The sequence below is a fragment of the Stenotrophomonas sp. YJH_SMC_19 genome, assembly GCF_059367915.1.
Genome location: NZ_JCAFRI010000014.1, coordinates 99869 through 121788 on the forward strand (window position 1 = coordinate 99869; position 21920 = coordinate 121788).

The 21920-nt window shown below is 66.5% G+C and carries 20 protein-coding genes; 7 read left to right on the forward strand and 13 right to left on the reverse strand.

The annotated features are described in order from the left end of the window. Positions 1-117: 117 nt before the first annotated feature. From AC5P5R_RS14870 to rlmD, 3 genes are all read right to left on the reverse strand, one after another. Positions 118-813 (reverse strand): DsbA family oxidoreductase, encoded by a 696-nt coding sequence (locus AC5P5R_RS14870; protein ID WP_100438813.1) that lies wholly within the window; start codon positions 811-813, stop codon positions 118-120. Positions 814-926: 113 nt separating this feature from the next. Then, positions 927-1412: a CYTH domain-containing protein gene (locus AC5P5R_RS14875; RefSeq protein WP_012480971.1), complete on the reverse strand. Its 486-nt coding sequence runs from the start codon at positions 1410-1412 to the stop codon at positions 927-929. Positions 1413-1446: 34 nt separating this feature from the next. Next, entirely contained in the window at positions 1447-2781 is a 1335-nt protein-coding gene (gene rlmD, locus AC5P5R_RS14880; RefSeq protein WP_005414201.1) for a 23S rRNA (uracil(1939)-C(5))-methyltransferase RlmD, read from the reverse strand. Positions 2782-2908: 127 nt separating this feature from the next. Between rlmD and AC5P5R_RS14885 the strand changes: the two genes are divergently transcribed. Next, positions 2909-3637 (forward strand): response regulator, encoded by a 729-nt coding sequence (locus AC5P5R_RS14885; protein WP_012480972.1) that lies wholly within the window; start codon positions 2909-2911, stop codon positions 3635-3637. 574 nt (positions 3638-4211) lie between these two features. Here the strand turns inward: AC5P5R_RS14885 and recO are convergent. The 9 genes from recO to rpoE all read right to left on the reverse strand — a co-directional run bounded on the left by recO (position 4212) and on the right by rpoE (position 12880). Beyond that, a complete protein-coding gene (recO, locus tag AC5P5R_RS14890) occupies positions 4212-4931 on the reverse strand; it encodes a DNA repair protein RecO (RefSeq protein WP_005410598.1) in 720 nt (239 codons plus the stop codon). 18 nt (positions 4932-4949) lie between these two features. Then, positions 4950-5846 (reverse strand): GTPase Era, encoded by an 897-nt coding sequence (era, locus tag AC5P5R_RS14895; RefSeq protein WP_005410599.1) that lies wholly within the window; start codon positions 5844-5846, stop codon positions 4950-4952. Continuing rightward, entirely contained in the window at positions 5843-6523 is a 681-nt protein-coding gene (gene rnc, locus AC5P5R_RS14900) for a ribonuclease III (RefSeq protein ID WP_005410600.1), read from the reverse strand. Before rnc ends, era begins: the two co-directional genes overlap by 4 nt. Continuing rightward, complete coding sequence (locus tag AC5P5R_RS14905) at positions 6513-6896, reverse strand: DUF4845 domain-containing protein (protein ID WP_005410601.1); 384 nt, start codon at positions 6894-6896, stop codon at positions 6513-6515. Before AC5P5R_RS14905 ends, rnc begins: the two co-directional genes overlap by 11 nt. A gap of 52 nt (positions 6897-6948) precedes the next feature. Further along, a complete protein-coding gene (lepB, locus tag AC5P5R_RS14910; RefSeq protein WP_005410602.1) occupies positions 6949-7743 on the reverse strand; it encodes a signal peptidase I in 795 nt (264 codons plus the stop codon). 54 nt (positions 7744-7797) lie between these two features. Next, entirely contained in the window at positions 7798-9591 is a 1794-nt protein-coding gene (gene lepA, locus AC5P5R_RS14915; RefSeq protein ID WP_005410603.1) for a translation elongation factor 4, read from the reverse strand. Positions 9592-9771: 180 nt separating this feature from the next. After that, positions 9772-11307, reverse strand: a complete 1536-nt coding sequence (locus tag AC5P5R_RS14920; RefSeq protein WP_005410604.1) for a DegQ family serine endoprotease — start codon at positions 11305-11307, stop codon at positions 9772-9774. Between the two features lie 74 nt (positions 11308-11381). After that, positions 11382-12263 (reverse strand): sigma-E factor negative regulatory protein, encoded by an 882-nt coding sequence (locus AC5P5R_RS14925; protein WP_100438815.1) that lies wholly within the window; start codon positions 12261-12263, stop codon positions 11382-11384. Beyond that, positions 12260-12880: an RNA polymerase sigma factor RpoE gene (rpoE, locus tag AC5P5R_RS14930; protein WP_005414197.1), complete on the reverse strand. Its 621-nt coding sequence runs from the start codon at positions 12878-12880 to the stop codon at positions 12260-12262. Before rpoE ends, AC5P5R_RS14925 begins: the two co-directional genes overlap by 4 nt. A 235-nt stretch (positions 12881-13115) precedes the next feature. Here rpoE and AC5P5R_RS14935 point away from each other — a divergent pair, with 235 nt between their 5' ends. From AC5P5R_RS14935 to AC5P5R_RS14950, 4 genes are all read left to right on the forward strand, one after another. Continuing rightward, complete coding sequence (locus tag AC5P5R_RS14935; protein ID WP_024958698.1) at positions 13116-15179, forward strand: 3-hydroxyacyl-CoA dehydrogenase NAD-binding domain-containing protein; 2064 nt, start codon at positions 13116-13118, stop codon at positions 15177-15179. Between the two features lie 624 nt (positions 15180-15803). Then, positions 15804-16667, forward strand: a complete 864-nt coding sequence (locus tag AC5P5R_RS14940) for a pirin family protein (RefSeq protein WP_005410608.1) — start codon at positions 15804-15806, stop codon at positions 16665-16667. Between the two features lie 121 nt (positions 16668-16788). Continuing rightward, a complete protein-coding gene (gene aqpZ, locus AC5P5R_RS14945; RefSeq protein WP_005414195.1) occupies positions 16789-17508 on the forward strand; it encodes an aquaporin Z in 720 nt (239 codons plus the stop codon). Between the two features lie 195 nt (positions 17509-17703). Next, on the forward strand, positions 17704-18162 hold the full coding sequence (locus AC5P5R_RS14950; RefSeq protein ID WP_005410610.1) for a hypothetical protein: 459 nt from the start codon (positions 17704-17706) through the stop codon (positions 18160-18162). 128 nt (positions 18163-18290) lie between these two features. Here the strand turns inward: AC5P5R_RS14950 and AC5P5R_RS14955 are convergent, their stop codons facing one another. Further along, positions 18291-19142 carry a pirin family protein gene (locus tag AC5P5R_RS14955; protein ID WP_033834360.1) on the reverse strand — a complete coding sequence of 284 codons (852 nt, stop codon included), beginning with the start codon at positions 19140-19142 and terminating at the stop codon, positions 18291-18293. Positions 19143-19357: 215 nt separating this feature from the next. On the opposite strand from AC5P5R_RS14955, the gene AC5P5R_RS14960 reads away from it, so the two are divergent. Both AC5P5R_RS14960 and AC5P5R_RS14965 read left to right on the forward strand, forming a co-directional pair. After that, positions 19358-21439, forward strand: a complete 2082-nt coding sequence (locus AC5P5R_RS14960) for a carbon starvation CstA family protein (RefSeq protein ID WP_005410612.1) — start codon at positions 19358-19360, stop codon at positions 21437-21439. Next, a complete protein-coding gene (locus AC5P5R_RS14965; RefSeq protein WP_005410613.1) occupies positions 21439-21663 on the forward strand; it encodes a YbdD/YjiX family protein in 225 nt (74 codons plus the stop codon). Before AC5P5R_RS14960 ends, AC5P5R_RS14965 begins: the two co-directional genes overlap by 1 nt. Positions 21664-21920 lie beyond the last annotated feature (257 nt).

Genomic DNA, 21920 nt, shown 5'->3' on the forward strand with positions numbered 1-21920 from the left:
TGTCGCAGAACCGGCCGACAGGCGCAGTGGTCAGAAAAAGGGGAGTGTGCGGTCAGAGCCCCTGCGGGGATCTGACCCCGGGGCCGGATCCCCGCAGGGGCTCTGACCCCGATCTGCTCAGACCTTGCAGCCGTCCGGGCCGCAGGCCTCGTCGTCGCCAGCCGGGGTGGCCGGGGCGCCCTGTTCGGCGGCAATCTGGCGCAGGGCGTTGGCGAAGGCCTCGGGGGGCTGCGCCCCGGAAATGGCCCACTTTCCATCGATGACGAAGGTCGGCACCGAGGAGATGCCCAGCGCATGCGCCTCCGCCAGCTTGGCTTTGACCTCGGCCAGGCCGCGGTCGGAGGCCAGCATCTGCGCGATTTCGCCGCCGTCCAGGCCGCCCGCCACACCGGCCTTGATCAGCACCGCGCTGTCCGCCAGGTTCTGGCCAAGCTCGAAGTGGGCGCGGAACAGCGCCTCCCCGACCGCGTCCTGCACGCCGTGCTGGCCGGCCAGCCACAGCACCCGATGTGCCGGCAGCGTGGTCACCCGCACCTGGCCCCGGCTGAAGTCCATCGGCAGGCCTTCCGCACGCGCCGTGGTCTGGGTCTGGCCGAGGATCTGCTCGGTGCGCTCGACGCCACCGAACTTGCGCACATAGGCCTCGCGCAGCGGCACCGGGGTGTCGTCCGCGTCCGGGTCCAGCTGGAACGGCTGCCAGTGGATATCGAGTTCAGGCGCATCGGCGCCCAGCAACTGCACGCCCTGCTGGAAACGATGCTTGCCGATCCAGCACCAGGGACAGACCACGTCGGAGTAGATGTCGATTCTCATCCCACCGACATGGGGCCCGCCCCCGCCGAAAAAAGGGGACGGAGGGGATTAAGTCGCTTTCCGCACAGGCGGGGTAAAGACGACTTAATCCCCTCCGTCCCCTTTTCAGGGTTTCACCACTGTGAATAGGGATGACTGGCGAGCGCGACGTTGTAGTAGCGGGCGTCGTCGGTGACTTCCGCGCCGGCCCAGTCCGGCAGCTCGATGGCCTGGTCGGCGCTGTCCAGTTCCACCTCGGCCACCACCAGGCCGGCGTTGTCGCCGAGGAACTCGTCCACTTCCCAGGTCAGGCCGGCGTGCTCGACCAGATGGCGGCGCTTGTCGATCAGGCCACCCACGCACAGCGCCAGCAGCGCGCGCGCGTCCTCCACCGGAATCGGGTAATCGAATTCCTGCCGGGTGTGGCCGATGGTGCGCGACTTCAGGTTCAGCGCAGCATGGTCGCCCTCGATACGCACGCGCACCGAGGCGTTCTGGGTACCGCGATCCAGCGCGCCCATGTCGTTGATGTAGCCCTGCGCCATCGGGATCACCCGGTGCGCAGCGGATCGCCAGCCATCGTTGATGACCAGGAATTTGCGTTCGATTTCAATGCCCATGGCGCGATTATGCGCCATGGGTGATGACAGCCGCTCAGCGCTTCTCGAACACCGCGATGCTTTCCACGTGCGCGGTGTGCGGGAACATGTCCATGGCACCGGCGCTGACCAGGGTGAAGCCCTGTTCGTTGACCAGATAGCCGGCATCGCGCGCCAGCGAGCCCGGGTGGCAGCTGACGTAGACAATGCGCTTGAACTGCTTCAGCGGCAGCTGCTGCAGCACTTCGATCGCACCCGAGCGCGGCGGGTCCAGCAGCAGCTTGTCAAAGCCCTGGCGCATCCACGGGGTGCTGCGCTGGTCCTGGGTCAGGTCGGCGCTGAAGAACTGGGCGTTGGCCAGGCCGTTGCGCACGGCATTCTCACGGGCACGCGCGACCAGGCCGGCATCGCCCTCCACACCCACCACTTCGCGCACGCGGCGCGCCAGCGGCAGGGTGAAGTTGCCCAGGCCGCAGAACAGGTCAAGCACGCGTTCGTCCTCGCCCGGCTCAAGCAGGTCCAGGGCGTGGGCGATCATCTTTTCGTTGAGCTTGGCGTTGACCTGGATGAAGTCCAGCGGGCGGAACGCCAGTTCCACGTCCCAAGGCGCCAACCGGAACGACAGCGGTACCCCCTGCCCGTCCAGCGGCTGCACGGTGTCCACGCCGCCGGATTGCAGGTAGATCACGAAACCATGCTGCTGGCCAAAGGCGGCCCAGGCGGCGCGGTCGGCATCGCTGAGCGGCTGCAGGTGACGTACGGTCAGCACCACCGCCTGATCGCCGGCGATGAACTCGATCTGCGGGATGTCGCGCTTGCCATCGAGCGATTCGATGAAGGTCGACAAGGCCTCGACCTTGGTACCGATCTCCGGGATCACGGTCAGGCACTGGCTGAGATCGGCGACGAAACGCGGGTCCTGTTCACGGAAACCGACCAGGGTCTTGTCCTTCTTCTCGACCCGGCGCACCGAGAAGCGGCCCTTGCGGCGATAACCCCAGCTCTCGCCGACCAGCGGCGCCAGCACCTTGCCCGGCTTCACATGGCCGATCCGCTCCAGGTTGTCCATCAGCACGCGCTGCTTGGCGACGATCTGCTGGTCTTCGTCCAGATGCTGCAGCACGCAGCCGGCGCAGGTACCGAAATGCGGGCACTTCGGGGTCACGCGCTGGGGCGAGGCCTGCAGCACTTCCACCGTGCGCGCCTCGTCGAAATGGCGGCTGCGGGCGGTCTGTTCGGCCATGACCACCTCGCCCGGCAGGGCGCCGCTGACGAAGGTGACCTTGCCGCCCTCGCCTTCACGGCGGGCGACACCGCGACCATCATGGCTGAGGTCGAGGATCTCGGTCTGGAACGGGGTACGGTCGATGCGGGAGCGGGATCGGGCCACGTGGCAACAGGCTGCGGGCAAAAATGGGGGCACATTGTCGCAGATCCGGACTGGCAGGGTCCGGACCCGCTTGCGCCCGCCGCCGCCGTGCTTGATGATTGCAGCAGCTGACATGGAGGCAGCCCTGATGCAGATGACCCCGCGGGCCAGCCGGCCCCGCTTCCTGCTTGTCGAGGACGACATCATCAGCCGCGGTTTTTTCAAAGCGGCGTTGGAAACGTTACCGGCGGACGTGGACACCGCAGATTCATTGGCCAGCGCGCTGGCCAGCGCCGAGCCCGGCGCGCATGACCTGTGGCTGATCGACGTCAACCTGCCGGACGGCAATGGCGCGCAGCTGCTGCGTGAACTGCGCCGTTCACACCCCGATACCCCGGCATTGGCGCATACCGCCGATGGCGACACCTCCATCCATGCCCGCCTGCGCGAAGCTGGCTTCAGCGACACGCTGGTCAAGCCGCTGGGCCGCGACCAGTTGCTGAAGGCCGTGCGCCGGGCACTGGTGAACAGCCCGGCGGGGATCTCCGTTGCCCCGGCTCCGGCAGCGGTCGAGCTGCAGGTACAGGACTGGGACGAGACCGCGGCACTGGCCGCGCTCAATGGCCAGCGCAACCACTTGATCGCGCTGCGCGAGCTGTTCCTGGCCGAGTTGCCGGGCGTACGCGATGCGGTCGAGCAGGCCGTGGACCAGCACGACGAGCGCCAGCTGCGCAGCCAGCTGCATCGGCTGCAGGCGAGCTGCGGCTTCGTGGGAGCGGCACGCTTGGGACGGGCGGTGCGCCAGTTGCATCATGCGCCGGAGTCCGGGCAGGCCCAGGATGGGTTCCGCGCCGCGGTGGCTGCCCTGCTGCATTGAGGGTTTTTCGGCAGGGCTGCGCCCTGCACCCGCAGATGCTTCAAGCCAGAGCAACACCAAAGGCCAGAGCCAGAGCGGCTCTGGCTTTCTGCTTGTTGGGCGGGGCGGTGTGGGTTGGCAGGACACGCCGTAAACCCATCCCTGGGGGCTCGATGGCGCCATCCATGGCGCCAACGGTCCTGCCAACCCACACCGCCCCACCCCCGACAGATTCCCGGTGACGGCGGGTAGATCCACGCCATGCGTGGATGAATCTCAATCAGAATCAAATATTTCGAATTGAAATCGAAACGCATCCACGCATGGCGTGGCTCTACTGTGTCGACCAAGGTCGACACCCACCAGAGCAGAGTGCCGTTCCGACAGCTCGCAAGAATCTGTCGAAGGCGGGGTGGGTCCGGTTGCGGGAGTGTCCGCGGCATGGATGCCGCGGCCAAGCCCCCAGGGACGGGTTTACGGCGTCTCCCGCAACCGGACCCACCCCGCCATCCCACGGAATGCATGCTGTTGCTGTTGCTGCTGCTGTTGCTTTGGCCTCGGCAGGTGCAGGGCTGCAAGCCCTGCCGAACACCCCCTACCTGCGGGGCGCGAGCTGCTCGAGCATTTCCCAGGACTTCAGGCCGCGTGGCCCGAGGTGATGGGCCAGCACCCGCCGCATCGGCAGGCGCAGGCTGGCCAGGTCGGCGGCAGCGGGCTCTTCGTCGGCCGCCAACGCCAGCAGCGCCGAGCCAGTGGCCGCCGCCCGGCGTTCCCCACCGCGCTCACTGAGCAGGCGCTGCGCGCCTTCCTGTGGGTCCAGCTCGTAGCGCGCGGCCGGGTCGATCGGCTGGCCGTCGCTGGCACTGTCCAGTTCGAAACCCAGGCCCAGTGCGGTCAACAGCTCACGCTCGAAACGACGCAGCGTCCAGGCCAGGCCGGCACCGACCGCCAGCCGCGCGCGCGCTTCGCCATAGGCCAGGTACAACTCAGGCAACGGGTCCTGGCGGGGCGCCAGGCGCAGGGTCAGTTCACTCAGGTAGAAGCCGGCCAGCATCGCCTGGCCCACCAGCCTGGGTGCCGCATCCAGCGCTTCGGCGCCGCGCAGCTGGGCCAGTTCACCGCGCTGCTGGGCACTGAAGCGGATCCACTGCAATGGCTGCAGGGCAGCACGCAGCACCTGCCCCTTCGCCGTTGACACACCACGCGCGAGCAGGCCGACGCGGCCATGCTGCGCGCTCAACACCTCGACCAGCAGGCTGGTCTCGCGGTAGGCCCGCGCATGCAGCACGAAGCCGGTGTCGTCCTCGATCATCATCGAAGCGACCGCAACGGCTTACTCGTAACCGAAGGCCTTCAGCGCGGCCTCGTCATCGGACCAGCCTTCACGCACGCGCACCCAGGTCTCAAGGAACACCTTGGCCCCGAACAGACGCTCCATCTGCAGGCGGGACTTGGCGCCGATCTCCTTGAGGCGGGCGCCGCCCTTGCCGATAACGATGGCTTTCTGGCCTTCGCGCTCGACCCAGATCACCGCGCCGATGCGCAACAGGTTGCCGTCCTCGGTGAAGCGCTCGATCTCAACGGTGGTGGCGTACGGCAGCTCTTCGCCGAGCTGGCGCATCAGCTGCTCGCGTACCAGCTCGCCGGCCAGGAAACGCTGGCTGCGGTCGGTGATCTCGTCCTCGCCGAACATCGGCGGCGCTTCCGGAAGCAGCTTCAGCACGTCGCGCACCAACGCTTCCAGGCCATTGCGCTTCTGCGCCGAGATCGGATGCACGGCAGCGAAATCACGGCCTTCGGTCACCTGCTGCAGGAACGGCAGCAGCGCGCCCTTTTCCTTCAGGCGATCGATCTTGTTGACCACCAGCACCACCGGAATGCCGGCGTCGCGCAGCACATTGAAGGCCAGGCTGTCTTCTTCATCCCAGCGACCGGCCTCGATCACCAGCAGGCCGGCATCGACACCCTCCAGCGAGCCGCGCGCGGCACGGTTCATCACCCGGTTCATCGCCCGCTTCTGCACCTTGTGCAGGCCGGGGGTATCAACCAGCACCAGCTGGCCTTCCGGATAGGTGGCGATGCCCAGCAGGCGATGACGCGTGGTCTGCGGACGGTTGGAGACAATGCTGACCTTGGCGCCGACCAGGGCATTGGTCAGGGTCGACTTGCCCACGTTCGGGCGGCCGATGACGGCCACGCTGCCGCAATGATGGGGAGTTTGTTCGCTCACTTGGAATCCAGTTGTTCTAGGACGGCCGCAGCCGCCTGTTGTTCGGCAAGCCGCCGCGAGGCGCCTTCGCCCTCGGTGCTGGCGGCCGGGTCGGCTACGTTGCAGCGTACCCGGAAGTGCTTGGCATGGTCGTCACCGGATTCTGACACCAGTTCATACTGCGGCAACGCCTTCTGTCGGGCCTGCAGCCATTCCTGCAGGCGGGTCTTGGGGTCCTTCTCGGGACGGCCGGAGGCCGGCAGCGCCTCGATCGAAGCGCTGAACCAGGGCAGTACCACCGCCCGGCAGGCCTCGAAGCCGGCATCCAGGTAGATCGCAGCCACCACGGCTTCCACTGCGTCGGCCAGGATCGAGTCGCGGCGATGACCGCCGGACTTCATTTCGCCCGGGCCCAGGGTCAGCCGCTCGCCCAACTGCAGGGTGCGCGCGATCACCGCCAACGCACCTTCGCGCACCAGCTCGGCACGGGCACGGGTCATCGCCCCTTCGTCAGCCTTGGGCCAGCGTCGGTACAACGCCTCGGCCGCCATCATGTTGACGATGCTGTCGCCGAGGAACTCCAGGCGCTCGTTGTGCGGCGCACCGGCACTGCGATGCGTCAGCGCCTGCTTGAGCAGGGCCGGGTCGCTGAAGGCATGACCGATCAGGTCGCCACGTTGGATGAATTTACTGGGCACCGCTTCGTGTCAGGTCCTGGGAAGAATCGAATTTGCCAACCACATCGAGGTTGCCGATCAGCTGGCGACGCACTTCGTAGTTGACCTTGAGGGTCCAGCCATTGTCGCGACGGTCGAACTTCACGTTGGCCGGCTTCACATTGTCCGAGTAGTTGATGTACAAGCGCTTGAAGAACAGGTCCTGGATCCGCGACGGCTCCATGCTGCCCACGCCCGGCTCGTTGGCCAGGCTCTTCATCGCCGAGCGCACGGCGTAGTACTCCTGGTACATCGGGAACAGCTTCATGCCGATGTAGAGGAAGAAACCGACCACGATCAGGACCGTCAGGAACGAGGTCAGGGTCATGCCGCGCTGCGTGTTCATCGTCTTCATTGCGTTCTCCCCAGATACGCGTTGGATGTGAAGGTACTCAGTTGATGCCCGATCAGTTGATGCTCGAGCCGATCCGCGACGGCTCGAAGCCATCCTTGCAGAACCAGCCCTGGCAGTTCAGCCAGATCAGGAAGGCCTTGCCGCGCAGGTTCTCCTCCGGCAGCAGGCCCCAGAAACGGCCGTCGTCGCTGTTGTCGCGGTTGTCGCCCATCACCAGGTACTTGCCGGCCGGCACCGTCCACTGGCCCTGGCCGCGCGGGTAGTCGGTCTCCAGCACGGTGTGGGTGCGGCCCGGCAGGTGCTCGACCAGCAGGTTGGCGCCTTCGCCCTGACCCTTGTGGCCGGCGTAGATGCCCTTGTTGTCGTACTTCAGCGGCTCGCCATTGAGGATCACGCCGTCGCCTTCGAAGACCACGGTGTCACCCGGCACGCCGATCACGCGCTTGATGAAGTTCTCGCCCTTGGCCGGGTCGTTGTCGCTGTGGCCGGGGAAGTGGAATACCACCACGTCACCACGCGAGGGCTCGCCGAACGGCACGATCCTGGTGTTGCTGATCGGCAGGCGCAGGCCGTAGGAGAACTTGTTGACCAGGATGAAATCGCCGATCAGCAGGTTCGGCATCATCGAGCTGGACGGGATCTTGTACGGTTCGGCAATGAAGCTGCGCACGATCAGCACGATCGCCAGCACCGGGAAGAACGCACGCGAGTAATCCACCAGCACCGGCTCGGAATCGAGCAGGCCGGCGCGCTGGGCGCGACGCTTGGCGAGGTACAGCTTGTCCGCAAGCAGGATCAGGCCCGAGGCCAGGGTCAGCACGACCAGGAGGATCTCAAACAGTTTCATTCAGGGTCCTTTGCAACGTCACCGGACGACCGGCCCCGCAGGGCCGGTGCGGGATTACTTGTTGTCCATCTGCAGCACGGCCAGGAACGCTTCCTGCGGGATCTCCACGCGGCCGACCTGCTTCATGCGCTTCTTGCCTTCCTTCTGCTTTTCCAGAAGCTTCTTCTTGCGCGAAACGTCGCCACCATAGCACTTGGCCAGCACGTTCTTGCGCATGGCCTTGACCGTGGTACGGGCGATGATCTGCGAGCCGACCGCAGCCTGGATGGCGACGTCGAACATCTGGCGCGGAATCAGGTCCTTCATCTTCTCGCACAGCTCACGGCCACGACGGTCGGCATGGCTGCGGTGCACGATCAGCGACAGTGCGTCGACCTTGTCGCCGTTGATCAGCACGTCCACGCGCACGAAGGGGCCGGCGTCGAAGCGGACGAAGTGGTAGTCCAGCGAGGCGTAGCCACGGCTGACCGACTTCAGCTTGTCGAAGAAGTCCAGCACCACCTCGGCCATCGGCAGCTCATAGCTGATCTGCACCTGGCTGCCCAGGTAGTTGATGCCGATCTGGCTGCCGCGCTTTTCTTCGCACAGCTTGATGATGTTGCCGATGTACTCCTCGGGAGTGAGCACGTTGGCACGGATGATCGGCTCGCGGATCTCCTCGACCTGGTTCACCGGCGGCAGCTTGGCCGGGTTGTCCATGTTGATGATCGAGCCATCGGTCTTCAGGACTTCATACACCACCGTCGGCGCGGTGCTGATCAGGTCCAGGTTGTACTCGCGCTCCAGGCGTTCCTGCACGATTTCCATGTGCAGCATGCCCAGGAAGCCGCAGCGGAAGCCGAAGCCCATCGCCTCGGAGCTTTCCGGCTCGAAACGCAGCGCGGCATCGTTCAGGCGCAGCTTGTCCAGCGCTTCGCGCAGGTCCGGGTAATCTTCGGCATCGACCGGGAACAGACCGGCGAACACGCGCGGCTGCATTTCCTGGAAGCCCGGCAGCGGCTTCGGTGCCGGGTCGCCGGCCAGGGTCAGGGTGTCGCCGACCGGCGCACCGTGCACGTCCTTGATGCTGGCGGTGACCCAGCCCACTTCACCGGCACGCAGCGCAGGCAGCACTTTCCGCTTCGGCGTGAACACGCCGACGTTGTCGACCTGGTGGTTGCGGCCGGTGGACATCACCTGCAGCTTGTCACCGGCCTTGATCTCGCCCTGCATCACGCGTACCAGCGAGACCACGCCCAGGTAGTTGTCGAACCAGGAGTCGATGATCAGCGCCTGCAGCTTCTCGGTGTCGCGCGGTGTCGGCGGCGGGATGCGATGCACGATCGCTTCCAGCACGTCCTGCACGTTCAGGCCGGTCTTGGCACTGACCGGCACGGCGTCGGAGGCGTCGATGCCGATCACGGCCTCGATCTCGGCCTTGGCGCGCTCGATGTCGGCGGTCGGCAGGTCGATCTTGTTGATCACCGGCACCACTTCCAGGCCCTGCTCCACCGCGGTGTAGCAGTTGGCCACCGACTGCGCTTCCACGCCCTGGGCCGCATCGACCACCAGCAGCGCGCCTTCGCAGGCGGCCAGCGAGCGGCTGACTTCATAGGAGAAGTCGACGTGGCCGGGGGTGTCGATGAAGTTCAGATGGTAGGTCTGCCCGTCCTTGGCCAGGTACGGCAACGACACCGACTGCGCCTTGATCGTGATGCCGCGCTCGCGCTCGATCGGGTTGGAGTCGAGCACCTGCGCTTCCATCTCGCGGGCCTGCAGGCCACCACAGAGCTGGATGATGCGGTCGGCCAGCGTGGACTTGCCGTGGTCGACATGGGCGATGATGGAGAAGTTGCGGATGTTCCGCATCGAATCAGAAGACATAGGTGGCGGCGGCGCGCGGCGTCGTCAGGGTAACGGTCGATTATCGCATGCCCGGCGCCCCACCGCGAAAGCGGACTGCTCGGGCCCCGCCCGGAAAGGCCGAAGCCCCGCCAGAGCGGGGCTTCAGGGGAGACACAGGGGCCGCCGAAGCGGCCCCGGCAGGCCTTACTGGCCGGCCTTGACCGCCACGAAGGCGCTGTTGCCGTTGCCGGTGCGCACCAGCAGCATCACCACGTCGTCCTTCTTGTAGCTGGACAGCGCCCGGTTCAGGCTCTCCACGCTGCCGACCGGGGTGCGGCCGACCTGCAGGATCACCATGCCCGGAGACAGGCCGGCATCACGCGCCGCCTGGCCCTTGACTCCGGTGATGCGCACGCCTTCGTTGCCATCCAGGCCGAACTGCTTGCGCTGCGGTGCGGTCAGGTCGCTCACGTCCAGGCCCAGCAGGGCATTGGCGCCGGCCTGCGGTGCCGCATCGGGCCTGGCGGCAGACGCCGCACGGGCATTGCCCTGACCGTCTTCGCTCAGCGCCGTGAGCGTGGCGCTGAGGTCGCGCGGCTTGCCGTCGCGGATCACCCCCAGCGTGACCCGGCTGCCCGGTGCCATCGCACCGATCAGCGGCGGCAGGTCGGACCAGCTGTTGACCGGGCTGCCGTTGACCGAACGCACTACGTCGCCGATCTGCACACCGGCCTTCTCTGCGGCACTGCCGGCGACGATCTGGTTGACCAGCGCGCCACGGCTGTCGGGCAGGCCCAGGCCCTGCGCCTTCAGCGCATCGATCGGCTCGACCACCGCACCCAGCTGGCCACGGGTGACCTTGCCACTCTTCTTGATCTGCTCGACCGCGCTCATCGCCAGGTCGATCGGGATCGCGAAGCTGATGCCCATGTAGCCGCCGGAGGCGGAGAAGATCTGCGAGTTGATGCCGACCACTTCGCCGCGGGTGTTCAACAACGGACCGCCGGAGTTGCCCTGGTTGATCGCCACGTCGGTCTGGATGAACGGCACGTAGCGCTGGTCGGCGCCACCCGTGCTACGTCCCAGTGCACTGACGATACCGGCGGTCACCGAATGGTCGAGACCGAACGGCGAGCCGATCGCGACAACCCACTGGCCGGGCTTCAGCGTATTGGAATCACCCACGCGCACGGTCGGCAGGTTCTTGCCATCGATCTTCAGCAGCGCCACGTCGTACTGCTGGTCGCTGCCCACCACCTTGGCGTTGAACTCACGGCTGTCGCCCAGCTTGACCTTCACGTCGCTGGCATCGGCCACCACGTGGTAGTTGGTCAGCACATAGCCATCGGGCGAAATGATGAAGCCCGAGCCCATGCCGCGGCCCTTGATGCTGGGGCCACCGTCCGGGCCGCCCGGGCCCTGCCCCGGCATCGGGAAGTCCGGGCCGAAGAAGCGACGGAAGAATTCCGGCATGTCGTCGTCACCGCCCATCGGGCCCCGCGAAGCCTGGCGGTTGGTGCGGACGATGGTGGTGTCGACGTTGACCACACCCGGCCCGACCTGTTCAACAAGGTTGGTGAAATCGGGCAGGCCGGTAACCAGCGGCTGTGCCGGTGCCCTTGGCGCGGTGGCTGGAGCAGCCTGGGTCGGGGCGGCCGGAGCCGGTGCCTGCGCGCAGGCCACCAGCGGCAGGGTCAGGGCCAACAGGCCCATGGCCTGCGTGCGGAGTCGGGGAGTCATCGGACGGCAACCTCCGGATCGGATGGAAAGAGGAATACGGGCCCCGCTGACGGCGGGGCGTGAAAGCGCCCGGCTCAGTCGCGCGGGCGCGGCGGCACCGGCAGGTCGTCCTGCAGGCGCGGCTCGAACGGGTAGAAGGCGGCGCCACCGGTATGGGCCGGGAAGCTGGCATTGAGCGCGCCGCCGGCGGCAGGCGCCAGGCTGGAACGCGGCCACGGCCGCGCCTGCAGCCCACCGACCTCGCCAAACGGCATGTTGCGGCTGCCATTGGCCGGTATGGTCGGGGTCAGCGGCGCCTGCGCAGCAGCCACCGTGCGTTGCGGCACGTCCTCACGCTGGGCGGCACGCGCGGCCTGCTGGCTGCGGGTGGCACTGGCGCGGCGGGTGTCCTGGCGGCGACCGGCAGTGGCCATCGCCAGGGCGGGAGCCGCCGCCACAGCCATCGCGGCCGTGTCTGCAGAGGCTTCGGTAACCGGGGCAGGATCGGTCGGCACGGTCGGCAGCTCCGCCTGGCTGGCGATCACCTGAGGTGCCAACGGCTCGCCCGGGGTGGCTTCCTTCAGCTTCTCACCGCCCATGAACAGCGCCACCGCTGCCACTGAAGCGGCCAGTGCGGCACCACCGCCCCAGGCCCGCCAGCCACTGCGACGCACCTGACGGCGCGGCTCGGCCTGCGGCGCAGGCTCGGCGGCGATGGCAGCAGCCACGGCGGAACTGAACCCGGCCGGGGCCAGTGCCGACGCCTGCCCACGCATCACGTCGCCCAGCAGCTGCCAGCGCTCCTGGCAGCCGGCCAGTTCGGGGTCATGCTCCATCCGCCGCAGCAGGAAGCGCGCTTCATCGGCGCCCAGCTCGCCATCGACCAGGGCCGACAGCTGCTCGCGATGGCGCTGGTCCAGGCGCTGCCCGGCGGGCGATTGATGGTTCTGCGATTCGTTGAACGGGTTACTGGTCATACGCGGCTCTTCTCACGGGTGGCGCTGCCGATGTCCAACAGCGGCCGGAGTTCGGTGTCGATCGCCTCGCGCGCCCGGAAGATCCGTGAACGCACGGTGCCGATCGGGCACCCCATTTTCTGCGCGATTTCCTCGTAGCTCAGGCCTTCCACCTCGCGCAGGGTGATCGCCGACCGGAGCTCTTCCGGCAGCGCGTTGACGGCCTTCATCACCGTCTGTTCCAGCTCCTGGCGCATCAACTCGCGTTCGGGCGTGTCGGTGTCGCGCAGGCGCGTACCACTGTCGAACTGTTCGGCATCGCCGATGTCGATGTCATCGGTCGGCGGCCGTCGATTGTGTGAAGCCAGGTAGTTTTTGGCGGTATTCACGGCGATTCGATGCAACCAGGTTGAGAACTGGGCGTCGCCACGGAAACTTCCGATCGCGCGATAGGCGCGGATGAAAGTGTCCTGGGCGACGTCCTGACATTCGCTCCAGTCGGCGATGTAGCGGCCGACAAGGGCCACCACGCGATGCTGGTACTTGCGCACCAGGACATCGAACGCGGCGCTCTCGCCGTGCTGCACGCGCCGGACCAGTTCCAGATCCAGCTCCTGTGGTGTATCAACCTCGGCCATGAGGGGCCGCACTCCTGTCAGCCCAACCGACGTCGGGCAATGAGACTGCCAATCCCGGGAAAAGTTCAGTCGCCGATCACCCGGCGCCGCACCAGCTTTTAACCACCGTTCCGTTAGCGTTCCGGTCCACGGCCATGGATCCGGGGTCGCCACTCCCCTGCTATTGGGATTTGACGCGGAGGAAACAACCTCTGGATCATAGCCGCTTCTCCATACACAACCGGATGGAACGTCCATGCTCTCAGGCTTCGATGGTCTCCGCTTCAGCCACTGGCACCCCGAGATCCGCGACGACGGCGTGGTGGTCCTCTCCCTGGATCGCCAGGACAGCAGCGTCAATGCCATGTCGCAGGATGTGCTGCTGGAGCTGGGTGACCTGCTTGAGCGCATTGCACTGGACCCGCCCAAGGGCGTGGTGATCCAGTCGCTGAAGAAAGCCGGCTTCATTGCCGGGGCGGACCTGAAGGAGTTCCAGGAGTTCGACCGTCGCGGCACCGTCAACGATGCCATCCGCCGCGGCCAGGCTACCTACCAGAAGCTGGCCGAGCTGCCCTGCCCCACCGTGGCGGCCATCCACGGCCATTGCCTGGGCGGCGGCACCGAGCTGGCGCTGGCCTGCCGCTATCGCGTGGCCTCCAATGACAGCAGCACCCGCATCGGCCTGCCGGAAACCCAGCTGGGCATCTTCCCGGGCTGGGGCGGCAGCGCGCGCCTGCCGCAGCTGGTCGGCGCTCCCGCGGCAATGGACATGATGCTGACCGGCCGTACGCTGTCGGCCTCGGCCGCGCGTGGCATCGGGCTGGTCGACAAGGTGGTGGCACCGGCCGTGGTGCTCGACACCGCCGTGGCGCTGGCGCTGTCCGGCACCACGCGCCCGTTCAAGCAGCGCGCAACGGCCTGGGCCACCAACACCTGGCTGGCACGCACGCTGCTGGCACCGCAGATGGTCAAGCAGGTCGCACGCAAGGCCAAGAAGGACCAGTATCCGGCGCCCTACGCGCTGATCAGCACCTGGCAGCGCAGTGGCGGCAAGCCGATCCAGGCGCGTTTGGACGCCGAGCGCCGCGCGGTGGTGAAGCTGGCCAGCACCCCGACCGCGCGCAACCTGATCCGCATTTTCTTCCTGACCGAACGCCTGAAGGGCCTCGGTGGTGGTGATTCCGGCATCCGCCACGTGCACGTGGTCGGCGCCGGCGTGATGGGCGGTGACATCGCCGCCTGGGCCGCCTACAAGGGCTTTGAAGTGACTCTCCAGGACCGCGAGCAGCGCTTCATCGACCCCGCCATGGAGCGCGCGCAGGCGCTGTTCGCCAAGAAGGTGCGCGACGAGAGCAAGCGCCCCGCCGTGGCCGCGCGCCTGCGTGCCGACCTGGAAGGCAACGGCGTGGCCGAGGCCGACCTGGTGATCGAAGCGATCATCGAGAACCCGGAAGCCAAGCGTGCGCTGTACCAGACGCTGGAACCGAAGATGAAGCTGGACGCGCTGCTGACCACCAACACCTCGTCGATTCCGCTGGTGGAACTGCGCGACCACATCCAGCGCCCGGCGCAGTTCGCTGGCCTGCACTACTTCAACCCGGTGGCGCAGATGCCACTGGTGGAGATCATCCACCACGACGGCATGGCGCCGGAGACCGAGCGCCGCCTGGCCGCGTTCTGCAAGGCGCTGGGCAAGTTCCCGGTACCGGTGGCCGGCAGCCCGGGCTTCCTGGTCAACCGCGTGCTGTTCCCGTACATGCTGGAAGCCGCCACCGCGTATGCCGAAGGCATTCCGGGCCCGGTGATCGACAGGGCCGCGGTGAAGTTCGGCATGCCGATGGGCCCGATCGAACTGATCGACACCGTCGGCCTGGACGTGGCCGCCGGCGTCGGCCGCGAACTGGCGCCGTTCCTGGGCCTGCAGATTCCAGCGGCCTTGCAGACGGTGGAGCCGGACAAGCGCGGCAAGAAGGACGGCCAGGGCATCTACACCTGGGAAAACGGCAAGCCGAAGAAGCCGGACGTGGCCAGCGATTACCAGGCCCCGGCCGATCTTGAGGACCGCCTGATCCTGCCGCTGTTGAACGAGGCGGTGGCGTGCCTGCACGAAGGCGTTGTGGCCGATGCGGACCTGCTGGATGCCGGCGTGATCTTCGGTACCGGCTTTGCCCCGTTCCGCGGTGGTCCGATCCAGCACATCCGTGCGGTCGGTGCCGATGCGATCGTCGAGCGGCTGAAGGCACTGCAGCAGCGTCACGGCGACCGTTTCGCCCCGCGCCCGGGCTGGGACAACCCCACCCTGCGCGAACCGGTGGTTTGAGTTTATCGGCCGGGCCTGCGGCCCGGCGCCCGCAGAGGCAACCGCCGAAGCCAGAGCCAGAGCCAGAGCAACAGCCGGCTCTGGCTTTTCTGTTTGTTGGGCGGGGCGGTGTGGGCAGGCAGGACACGCCGTAAACCCATCCATGGGGGCTCGATGGCGCCATCCATGGCGCCAACGGTCCTGCCTGCCCACACCGCCCCACCCCTGACAGTTTCCCGGTGACGGTCGGTGAATCTCGATTCCGGTGTGGATCACTGCGAACAGGTGGGTGGCTACCTGGGCCGCCACCAGGAGCGAAGCAACCAGCGTTTGATTTTGACTTTGATTTTCTTTTTTCTTCTCCGTGGCTGGACGCACACGGAAACTGTCAGAGGTCGGGCGGGGTGGATTCGCGGGGGTGTCCGCGGCATGGATGCCGCGGCCAAGCCTCCACGGACGGATTCACGGCGTCCCCCGCGAACCCACCCCGCCCGGCCAAGCGCGGCTTTTGCTTTACGCGACCAACCCCACAGCCACGAGCGGCTGCGCCGTTGGCTGGAACACCCTGTTACCCATACGGGGCATGTGCCCGTCACAGCTGCATGCGATGCTGACCGCCTGATCCCTGCCAGCGAGAACGCCCGCATGACCACCATCATCGCCCCGCGCGTGCACGACATCGGCGGACTCGAAGTCCGTCGCGCCGTCCCCACCCTGCAGGCGCGCAGCATCGGCTCGTTCGTGTTCGTCGACCAGATGGGCCCGGCGCTCATGCACCCCGGCACCGCCATCGACGTGCGCCCGCATCCGCATATCGGCCTGGCCACGGTCACCTACCTGTGGTCGGGCGCCATCGGCCATCGCGACACACTCGGTTCGGACCAGGTGATCCGACCCGGAGACGTCAACTGGATGACCGCTGGCCGCGGCATCGCCCATTCCGAGCGCACGCCGCAGCCGGACCGCGATCACGACAACCCGATCCACGGCATGCAGACCTGGGTGGCGCTGCCGAAGTCACATGAAGAGATCGAGCCGGCGTTCTACCACCACGCCGCGGCCACCCTGCCCGAGCAGCGCCGCAACGGTGCCTGGCTGCGCGTCATCGCCGGCCGCGCCTATGGCGAGGAATCGCCGGTGAAGGTGTTCGCCGACACCCTCAACGTGGCAATCGATCTCGACCCGGATGCGGAAATCGATATCGACGACGGCCACCGCGAGCGCGCGCTGTACATCCTCGAAGGCGACGCACAGCTGGATGGCGTGGACATCCCTGCACAGCATCTGGTGATTCCCGAAGCCGGCGCACGTGGCCGCCTGCGCGCGAAGACGCCGGTGAAGGCGATGCTGTTCGGTGGCGAGCCGCTGGATGGCCCGCGTCACCTGTGGTGGAACTTCGTGTCCAGCTCGAAGGAACGCATCGAGCAGGCCAAGCACGATTGGGAGGCCGGCCGCTTCGGCACCATTCCGGGCGACGACAAGGAATTCATCCCGCTGCCGCAGTACTGAACATCGCGTGTTGCACACATCCGAAGGTGTATGCCTGCACCCGGCGTTGACGCTACAGTCACCCGCTGATCATTGAAATGTGACATAAATCACACTTTCGACCGTCAAAGGAGTGCAACACATGAGCATGGGTAAACGCTTGTCCGCCGAATTCCTCGGCACGTTCTGGCTGGTTCTGGGTGGCTGCGGCAGTGCGGTGCTGGCCGCCAAGTTCGGCGGTGACAGCAATCCGCTGGGTATCGGGTTCCTCGGCGTGGCGCTCGCCTTCGGCCTGACCGTGGTGACCGGCGCCTATGCGTTCGGCCATATCTCCGGCGCGCACTTCAATCCGGCGGTCAGCGTCGGCCTGTGGGCCGGTGGCCGCTTCCCGACCAAGGACCTGGTGCCGTACATCATCGCCCAGGTGGCTGGTGGCCTGTTGGCCGGCTTCATCCTGCTGCAGATCGCCTCGGGGGCCAGCGGCTTCGCCATCGACGGCAGCCAGGCCGGTGCGTTCGCCAGCAATGGCTATGGTGCGCTGTCGCCCGGCGGTTACAGCGTGGCGGCGGCCTTCCTGTGCGAAGTGGTGCTGACCGCCGTGTTCCTGATCGTGATCATGGGCGCCACCCACGGCAAGGCACCGGCTGGCTTCGCGCCGCTGGCGATCGGCCTGTCGCTGACCCTGATCCATCTGATCAGCATCCCGGTCACCAACACCTCGGTGAACCCGGCCCGCTCCACCGCCGTGGCCTTCTTCGCCGGCAGCGGGGCGGTCAGCCAGCTGTGGCTGTTCTGGGTCGCCCCGCTGCTGGGCGGTGCGATCGGCGGCATCATCTACAAGTGGCTCGGCAACGACCGCTGAGGCCTGTGCGGACCGTTGCGGCCGACCTTCGGCCGCAATGGTTACGCTTGTAACCGCAATTTGTGCGATCGCTCACGTTCCGTTAAGGTTGAGTTGACCGTCCGTGCACATGCCGGCCGGCGGGGCATCCGGGGATGGGATGCCAAGGCCGCCGGTCCATCCGACGGAGCCACGACACACCACCTTGGGGGATGCATGAAGTTCGCGCCTGTAGTGTTGTCGAGCCTGCTTTTCGCTGCGGCCCAGGCCGCCGCGCAGGCTCCCACCGAATGTCCTTCATTGCCGGCCAACAGCGGCCTGCAGTGGCAACAGCAGGCACAGGCCGATTTCCTGGTCTGCCGTGCCAGCACCAGCGATGGCCGCGAGGTACTGAGCCTGATGCTCAGTGCACGCGATCCCAACCTTCCATTGAACCGCTCGCTGCGCCACGAAAAGGGCAGCTTCGGCGGTGAATCACTGTACTGGTACCAGCCCGATCTGGGAGGCCAGCAGCCGCCCGGTTATGCCGAGCGCCGCATCAGCGTGGTCAAGCTCGACAAAGGGCGTTACGCGCAGATTTCGCTGTATCCGGACAGCGCGCAGGAACTGGGTTCGCTGCAACAGCTGGCGCAGGGGATGAGCCTGACCCCGTCGGCCGTGGCTGCCGGGAACTGACGATGGCGGGGATGACTGCCTTGCAGCATCCCCGCAATGCGAGCCGACCTGACGGTAGTGCCGGCCGCTGGCCGGCACCTCGATCCGCCGTGACCGCAGGCAGTTGCCGGCCAGCGGCCGGCACCGCCTCAGAACTTGCCTTCCTGGAAATCGACGAAGGCCTGCATGAGTTCCTGCCGCGTGTTCATCACGAACGGGCCATGGCGCATCACCGGTTCTCGCAACGGACGACCAGCCACCAGGATCAGCCGCGCACCCTCGCTGCCGGCCGACAGATGCAGCTGCTCGCCACCGCCCAGCACCGCCAGTTCCTGGCGGGCGACGTCGCGCGCCGCGTCCTGCTCACCCACCGTCACCGCACCTTCGAACACATACGCGAAGGCGTTGTGCCCTTCCGGCAAGGCATAGGTCCAGGCGCGATCCGGGGCCAGCGTGATGTCCAGGTACAGCGGATCGGTGGCCGGCTGCACGATCGGGCCCTGCGTGCCATCCACGTTGCCGGCGATCACCTTCACTTCCACGCCGGCGTCCGGCCGCACCACGGGAATGCGCTCGGGCGCGAACTCCTGGTACTTCGGCTCGGTCATCTTCTCTTTCGCCGGCAGGTTCACCCACAGCTGGAAGCCGCGCATCTGACCGCTTTCCTGCTCGGGCATTTCCGAATGCACCAGGCCACGGCCTGCGGTCATCCACTGCACGCTGCCCGGGGTAAGCAGGCCCTCGTTGCCGTGGTTGTCGCGATGCCGCATGCGCCCGTCGAGCATGTAGGTGACGGTCTCGAAACCGCGATGCGGATGCTCCGGGAAGCCGGCGATGTAGTCCTCGGCACGGTCGGTGCCGAATTCATCGAGCAGCAGGAACGGGTCCAGGTCAGGCAGCGTCGGGCCGCCGATGACGCGGGTCAGGCGCACGCCGGCACCGTCGGAGGTGGGCATGCCACGGATGGTCCGCAGTACGCGGACCGGTTCGGGAAAGCTCATGGCGACTCCTGTTGGATGGATGCCACTGAAGATGGACGCCACATGGCCGCACGCCAATGGACGGCGCCGCAACCGATTGTTCCATCCCTGATGTTCGCTGCATGTCAGCACAACAAGCGTACGACCAAAGTACTACCGCCGATTCGTCCTGTGCCAATTGACCCTGCCGAGGGCACGCGGGACTCTTTGACTGTCTTTCCGGGAGAGAGCACCTCATGAAAGGGTTTTCCAAAATAGGCTGGGCGGTACTCGCCCTGCTCGGCGCCTTCTGTCTGGGCACCGTGGCCTTGCGCCGCGGCGAACACATCAATGCCCTGTGGATCGTCGTCGCCGCCGTTTCGCTGTACCTGGTGGCCTACCGCTTCTACAGCCTGTTCATCGCCAACAAGGTGATGCAGCTGGATCCGACCCGGGCCACCCCGGCGGTGATCAACAACGATGGCCTGGACTACGTGCCGACCAACAAGCACGTGCTGTTCGGTCACCATTTCGCCGCCATTGCCGGTGCCGGCCCGCTGGTGGGACCGGTGCTGGCCGCACAGATGGGCTACCTGCCCGGCCTGCTGTGGCTGGTGGTGGGCGTGGTGCTGGCCGGCGCGGTGCAGGACTTCATGGTCCTGTTCCTGTCCAGCCGCCGCAACGGCCGCTCCCTGGGCGATCTTGTGCGGGAAGAGATGGGCCAGGTGCCCGGCACCATCGCGCTGTTCGGTGCGTTCCTGATCATGATCATCATCCTGGCGGTGCTGGCGATGGTGGTGGTCAAGGCGCTGGCCGAAAGCCCGTGGGGCATGTTCACGGTGATCGCGACGATGCCCATCGCGATCCTGATGGGCGTGTACATGCGCTACATCCGCCCCGGCAGGATCGGCGAGATTTCGGTGGTCGGCCTGATCCTGCTGCTGGCCGCGATCTGGTACGGCGGCAAGGTCGCCGCCGATCCGGTCTGGGGCCCGGCCTTCACCTTCACCGGCACCCAGATCACCTGGATGCTGATCGGTTACGGCTTCGTTGCCTCGGTGCTGCCGGTGTGGCTGCTGCTGGCCCCCCGCGATTACCTGTCGACCTTCCTCAAGATCGGCACCATCATCGCGCTGGCCGTCGGCATCCTGATTGTGATGCCGGAACTGAAGATGCCGGCGCTGACCCAGTTCGCTGCCAGTGGCGATGGCCCGGTGTGGAAGGGCGGCATGTTCCCGTTCCTGTTCATCACCATCGCCTGCGGTGCGGTCTCCGGTTTCCACGCGTTGATTTCCTCCGGCACCACGCCGAAGCTGCTGGCCAATGAAGCGCACATGCGCTACATCGGCTACGGCGGCATGCTGATGGAATCGTTCGTGGCGGTGATGGCGCTGGTGGCGGCCTCGATCATCGATCCGGGCATCTACTTCGCGATGAACAGCCCGGCGGCGGTGATCGGTGCCGATGCGGCCTCGGCGGCGCACTACATCACCAACACCTGGGGCTTCACCATCACGCCCGAGCAGCTGACCGCGACCGCGGCGGCCATTGGCGAGCCGACCATCCTGCATCGCGCAGGTGGCGCACCGACACTGGCGGTGGGCATCGCGCAGATCCTGCACGAAGCGATTCCCAGTGGCAGCGACGCGATGATGGCGTTCTGGTACCACTTCGCGATCCTGTTCGAAGCGTTGTTCATCCTCACGGCAGTCGACGCTGGCACCCGTGCCGGTCGCTTCATGCTGCAGGACCTGCTGGGCAACTTCGTGCCGGCCCTGAAGAAGACCGAATCGTGGACCGCCAACATCATCGGTACCGCCGGCTGCGTGGCGCTGTGGGGCTACCTGCTCTACACCGGCGTGGTCGATCCGTTCGGTGGCATCCAGACGCTGTGGCCGCTGTTCGGCATCTCCAACCAGATGCTGGCGGGTATCGCACTGATGCTGGGCACGGTGGTGCTGTTCAAGATGAAGCGTGACCGCTATGCGTGGGTGACGGCCGTGCCGGCCATCTGGCTGCTGATCTGCACCACCTACGCCGGCTTCATCAAGATCTTCGACAGCAATCCGGCGCAGGGCTTCCTGGCCCAGGCACACAAGTTCCAGGCCGCCCTCGCCAGCGACACCATCACGGCACCGGCCAAGTCGGTGGCGCAGATGAAGCAGATCGTGGTCAACGCCTACGTCAACACCGGCCTGACCGCGCTGTTCCTGCTGGTGGTGGGCGCAGTGCTGGTGTATTCGATCAAGACCATCCTGGCGGCCCGCCGCAATCCTCAGCGCAGCGACCGCGAGACCCCATACGTGGCGCTGAAGCCGCATGAAATGGTGGATCTGTGATGAGCACGCAACTGGTTCCCGCCGGCCAGTACCAGGCACACCGCCGCATCTGGCGGCGCCTGGTGCAGACCGCCCGACTGTGCTGTGGCATTCCTGATTACGACAACTACGTCCGGCACATGCTGGAAAAGCATCCGGACCAGGAGCCGATGGATTACAAGACGTTCTTCCGCGAGCGCCAGGAAGCGCGCTACGGCGGACGCAACGGTGGTCGCTGCTGTTGAGGTTCCAGGGTGGGTGCCGGGCTTGCAGCCCGGCGCCCGCAGAGGCCGGAGCAACGGCAACAGCTGAGGCGTCGGCTCTGGGTTTCTGTGTGCTTGGCGGGGTGGTGTCGGATGGCGGGGACGCCGTAAACCCATCCTTGAAGTGACCCCCGGGAGTTGGACGTCAGATCCAACCCCGAGGGATACATGAACAGATATGACGCACGTTTCAAACTGCAGGTCGCCAAAGAGGCCTGCAAGACCTCCACATCGGTCAA

What these genes read in the sequence shown, in the direction of transcription:
- AC5P5R_RS14870 (WP_100438813.1), bottom strand. Translation starts at nt 813, where the DNA reads ATGAGAATCGACATCTACTCCGACGTGGTCTGTCCCTGGTGCTGGATC.
- AC5P5R_RS14875 (WP_012480971.1), bottom strand. Translation starts at nt 1,412, where the DNA reads ATGGGCATTGAAATCGAACGCAAATTCCTGGTCATCAACGATGGCTGG.
- AC5P5R_RS14885 (WP_012480972.1), top strand. Translation starts at nt 2,909, where the DNA reads ATGCAGATGACCCCGCGGGCCAGCCGGCCCCGCTTCCTGCTTGTCGAG.
- recO (WP_005410598.1), bottom strand. Translation starts at nt 4,931, where the DNA reads ATGATGATCGAGGACGACACCGGCTTCGTGCTGCATGCGCGGGCCTAC.
- AC5P5R_RS14905 (WP_005410601.1), bottom strand. Translation starts at nt 6,896, where the DNA reads ATGAAGACGATGAACACGCAGCGCGGCATGACCCTGACCTCGTTCCTG.
- lepB (WP_005410602.1), bottom strand. Translation starts at nt 7,743, where the DNA reads ATGAAACTGTTTGAGATCCTCCTGGTCGTGCTGACCCTGGCCTCGGGC.
- lepA (WP_005410603.1), bottom strand. Translation starts at nt 9,591, where the DNA reads ATGCGGAACATCCGCAACTTCTCCATCATCGCCCATGTCGACCACGGC.
- AC5P5R_RS14920 (WP_005410604.1), bottom strand. Translation starts at nt 11,307, where the DNA reads ATGACTCCCCGACTCCGCACGCAGGCCATGGGCCTGTTGGCCCTGACC.
- AC5P5R_RS14925 (WP_100438815.1), bottom strand. Translation starts at nt 12,263, where the DNA reads ATGACCAGTAACCCGTTCAACGAATCGCAGAACCATCAATCGCCCGCC.
- rpoE (WP_005414197.1), bottom strand. Translation starts at nt 12,880, where the DNA reads ATGGCCGAGGTTGATACACCACAGGAGCTGGATCTGGAACTGGTCCGG.
- AC5P5R_RS14935 (WP_024958698.1), top strand. Translation starts at nt 13,116, where the DNA reads ATGCTCTCAGGCTTCGATGGTCTCCGCTTCAGCCACTGGCACCCCGAG.
- AC5P5R_RS14940 (WP_005410608.1), top strand. Translation starts at nt 15,804, where the DNA reads ATGACCACCATCATCGCCCCGCGCGTGCACGACATCGGCGGACTCGAA.
- aqpZ (WP_005414195.1), top strand. Translation starts at nt 16,789, where the DNA reads ATGAGCATGGGTAAACGCTTGTCCGCCGAATTCCTCGGCACGTTCTGG.
- AC5P5R_RS14950 (WP_005410610.1), top strand. Translation starts at nt 17,704, where the DNA reads ATGAAGTTCGCGCCTGTAGTGTTGTCGAGCCTGCTTTTCGCTGCGGCC.
- AC5P5R_RS14955 (WP_033834360.1), bottom strand. Translation starts at nt 19,142, where the DNA reads ATGAGCTTTCCCGAACCGGTCCGCGTACTGCGGACCATCCGTGGCATG.
- AC5P5R_RS14960 (WP_005410612.1), top strand. Translation starts at nt 19,358, where the DNA reads ATGAAAGGGTTTTCCAAAATAGGCTGGGCGGTACTCGCCCTGCTCGGC.
- AC5P5R_RS14965 (WP_005410613.1), top strand. Translation starts at nt 21,439, where the DNA reads ATGAGCACGCAACTGGTTCCCGCCGGCCAGTACCAGGCACACCGCCGC.